The sequence below is a fragment of the uncultured Campylobacter sp. genome, assembly GCF_938031315.1.
Lineage (GTDB): Bacteria > Campylobacterota > Campylobacteria > Campylobacterales > Campylobacteraceae > Campylobacter_B.
Genome location: NZ_CALHHT010000518.1, coordinates 1 through 4,150, shown reverse-complemented (window position 1 = coordinate 4,150; position 4,150 = coordinate 1). Strand labels below are relative to the sequence as shown.

General features: G+C 49.5%; 2 protein-coding genes. Both read right to left on the bottom strand.

Annotated elements, in window-relative coordinates; all coding sequences use genetic code 11:
* Positions 1 to 521 precede the first annotated feature (521 nt).
* Positions 522 to 1,739 carry a 2-hydroxyacyl-CoA dehydratase gene (locus Q0236_RS12845; RefSeq protein ID WP_297918844.1) on the bottom strand — a complete coding sequence of 406 codons (1,218 nt, stop codon included), beginning with the start codon at positions 1,737 to 1,739 and terminating at the stop codon, positions 522 to 524.
* The coding region (locus Q0236_RS12840) for an acyl-CoA dehydratase activase-related protein (RefSeq protein WP_297918841.1) at positions 1,739 to 4,150 on the bottom strand (2,412 nt) is incomplete at its 5' end. The genes Q0236_RS12840 and Q0236_RS12845, both read right to left, overlap by 1 nt.

Here is a 4,150-nt window from a genome sequence, read left to right as displayed (position 1 = left end):
ACTCATACGCAGCTGACCGCCGGACGCCGCGCTCATAGCGATGATATGCTCGCGCCCTTGCATGTAGCCCGGCAAATTCTTACTCGCGCATCCGCTAAAAGCTCCACAGTATAGCGCCAAAAGCGCGCCATAAATCCAAAATTTCATAAACTTCCTTTGTAAAATTTAAAGACGGATTGTATTAAATTTTGCCTTAACGAAAGTGGAATTTTATGACATGGCGAAATGGGATTGTGTGATGGAATTCTATGGCGGCGGCGCGTAGAATTCCGCGCGGACTTCCATAAAATTCCGATGAAATTTCGCAAGAATTGAAGCCGGAATGCACGGAAGAGGCAAAAGAAACATAAGGGCGCTATTGAAATTTAAAATTTTAAAATCTCGAGGAAATTTCGCGAAAGGAAGCGAGCCATTTGTGCGTCAAAAATTTAACCGTCATCGCGAGCTCGCTTTTAAATTTTAAAATTTTACGGCAGGCTTTAGAATTTAAAATTCCAAAGCCATTTTTGATATGTGGCGGGCTATTTTCGATTTGCGTTAGCAAGCATCAGTTTTATGCGGTTTTCTTGATTTACCGCGCTTGCGCCCGGGTCGTAGTCGATAGCGGCGATGTTTGCCTGCGGGTAGTTCTGTTTAATCTTTCGGATCATTCCGCGCGCGATGATGTGGTTTGGCAGGCAGCCGAAGGGCTGCGCGCACACGACGTTTTGTATGCCGTGGCGCATAAACTCGACCATCTCCGCCGTCAGCAGCCAGCCCTCGCCCATCTTCACGCCGTGACCGATGTAGCCGTCAGCGGCGGCACGAACCTCGCTAAATGGGCTCGGCGCGCGAAATCCAAATCGTTTTATCTGCTTAATCATCATGCGCTGGAAAAATTCCACTACTTTAGCGACCGCAAGCGAGCCGTAATACGCCGCGCCGCCCTTGCCGTAGAGCTGTTTGTCGTAAACCGCATCGTAGATGCAGGTAAGCACGAAGTCCATCAGCCCCGTATTTACGGGCTCGGCGTTTTCGCGTATGAGATAGGCGTTTAGGCCGTTATTGCCGATGGGCGAGTATTTGAGATAAATTTCGCCCACGATGCCCACGCGGATCTTTTGCTCGCCGCTGCGCTGCAGAGCGGCAAAGTTTTCCAAAATATAGCGAAAATTCTTTTTTAAGCGGAAAAACGCCCACTCGTTTGTCATCGAAGCGATCTGCGCGGCGACCCGCTCGTAAATTTCATTCGTAGCGCCGGGGGTCATCTCATAGGGTTTGCATTGATTATAAAGACTCATCATCAAATCGCCGTAAAAGATCGCGGCCATAAGCTTGATGAGCGATTTTTTACCGAGCGCGAACTCGTTTTCATCAAGCGAACCGAAATTTAAAGAGATCACCGGAATATAAGAAAAACCGCTATCTTCAAGCGCCTTACGGAGTAAATTTATATAGTTGCTCGCTCTGCAGCCGCCGCCCGTTTGACTGATGAGAAGCGCTACTTTGTGCGTATCGTACTCGCCGCTTTTTAGTGCGTCGATAAACTGCCCGATGACGAGCAGCGCGGGATAGCACATATCGTTATGGACGCTGCGAAGCCCCTCTTCGACGATATTTGCGCGATCCTCTTTAAGCAGCACGCTTTTGTATCCCTCATCGCGCAGCACTCCCTGCATAAAGCGAAAGTGCGGATCGATCATCGTAGGGATCAGGATCGTGTGGGTTTCTTTCATATCTTTTGTAAATTTAGCAAACATTATTGGCCTTTTTTTGATTGCGCTTGCTTCTCGCGCTCTAGCATGGTAGCTTTTAGACTGCGAAGGCGGATCTTGACCGCACCTAGGTTCGTAACCTCGTCGATTTTAAGTTGAGTGTAAATTTTACCGTTTTGGCGCAGTATGTCGCGCACCTCGTCGCCCGTGATCGCGTCGATCCCGCAGCCGAAGCTAACTAGCTGCACCAGCTGCATGCGCGGATATTTACAGATGAACCGCGCCGCGCTATAAAGCCTGGCGTGGTAAGTCCATTGATTTAGCGATTTAGTGCGCACCTGTGTCAAAGGCAGCGAATCCTCGCTAAGAACTACGAAGCCCAAGGAATTTAGATAGCGATCGATGCCGTGGTTGATCGTCTTATCGATATGATACGGACGACCCGCTAGCACAATGGCGCTGGCACCGCTACTTTGTATCTCTTTTAGGGTTTCCTCGCCTTTTATTAAAACAGTATTTTTATAGTTTTGTAGCTCCTTAAGGCCTTGCAAGACGGCGTTTTTCACGGCGTCAGAATGAAATTTATACCCGGCGTTCGCGAGCTCAGCCTGCATCGTTTTGCAAAACGAATCTTGCATGTTAAGGTCCACATGCGGATAGAGGAATTTTTTCTCCTCCAGCGCGCCTACGTTCGCGCGTATCAGCTCGGGGTAGTATGCGACTACGGGGCAGTTGTAGCAGTTCTCGCTGATATTTTCATCCAGGCTGTAGCTCATACACGGATAAAAGATAAAATCGACGCTCTTATTTAGCAGATCGTAGATTTGGCCGTGCACGCTTTTAGCCGGGTAGCAGACGGTATCGCTCGGGATGCTCTGGCTTGCTAAAAACAGCGTCTCTTTTCGCGGCTTTTGCGACAGCACGACGCTCATGCCTAAATTTTCAAAAAATGCGCTCCAAAACGGGATCATCTCAAACATATTCAAAACAAACGGAATTCCAACCTGCGGCGCATCCTGCTTCGGTGGCTTGCGATATTTTCGCAAAAGCTCGTTTTTAAACTCAAACAAATTCGTGATGTCGTGGCGGATCTCCTTGCCCGCGCCGCGCTCGCACTTATTGCCCGAGACGAATTTAGTATCGCCGAAGTGGCTGATCGTAAGCGGGCATTTGTTCGTACAGAGCTTGCAGACGCTAAATTCGCTGCGATGAGTGAAATTTTCAAGCTCTGCACGACTGATCATATCGGTACGCTCGTTTGCGTTATTTTTGGCAAAAAGCGCCGCGCCGTATGCACCCATAAGCTCGCTGATATCGAGGCGAATAACGTTTTTCTTAAGCTCCAGCTCAAACGCGCGCAGCACGGCGTTATTTAAAAAGGTGCCGCCCTGCACTACGATATTTTGCCCAAGATCGTCGGCGTTTCGCACGCGAATAACCTTGTAAATCGCATTTTTTATGACGCTAATAGCAAGTCCAGCGCTGATGTCCTCGATCGTAGCGCCGTCCTTTTGAGCCTGCTTAACCGAAGAGTTCATAAAGACCGTGCAGCGGCTGCCAAGCTTGGCGGGGTGAGTCGCAAAAAGGGCTAAGCTTGCAAAATCTTTAATGTCGTAACCCAAAGAATTTGAAAAGGTCTGCAAAAACGAGCCACAGCCCGAGCTGCACGCCTCATTTAGCACGATAGAATCGATATTGCCATCTTTAATGGAGAAACACTTGATGTCCTGCCCGCCGATATCAATAATAAAATCTACTTTCGGATTGAAGTGGCGCGCAGCACTATAATGCGCGATTGTCTCGACGATACCGTAATCGAAGCGAAAGGCGGTTTTAATGAGATCCTCGCCATAGCCGGTAACGCCGCTGCCCTTGATCTTGATGCGACCCTCGCAAAGATCGTATAGCTCCTTAAGACGCGGCAGCAGGATATCGACGGGATCGCCTTTATTGGAGGAGTAAAATTTATACAATAGTTCGTAGTTTTCGCCCATCAACACGACCTTGATCGTAGTACTGCCACAATCCACGCCCAAATACGCGTCTCCGCTGTAGGTGTGGATATCCACCTTAGGCACGCTCGCGCGGGCGTGGCGAGCGGTGAACTCGTCAAATTCCGCTCTGTCTTTGAAAAGCGGCGGCTCGGCTTCCAGCGCGGTTCTGTCGGGTTCCTTTTTCAAAAGCGCGATCGTCTCTTCCAAATTTAACGTCTCGCCCGTATCTTTTGCATATAGCGCGCTGCCGTAAGCCACGAAGTAAGGCGCAATGTCTGGAAACGTCGCGGTCTCGTCGGTGAGCTTTAGCACCTCTTTAAAGCGCGCCTGAAGACCTTTTAGGAAAAACAGTGGGCCGCCCAGAAACAGGATATTGCCCTTGACTTCGCGACCTTGCGCAAGCCCCGAGATCGTCTGCTCAACGACCGCGGCGTAGATACTAGCGCAAATGTCCTCTTTTCT

Excerpts from the sequence above, each read along its gene's own strand:
- Q0236_RS12845 (WP_297918844.1), bottom strand. The coding sequence starts at position 1,739 with ATGTTTGCTAAATTTACAAAAGATATGAAAGAAACCCACACGATCCTG.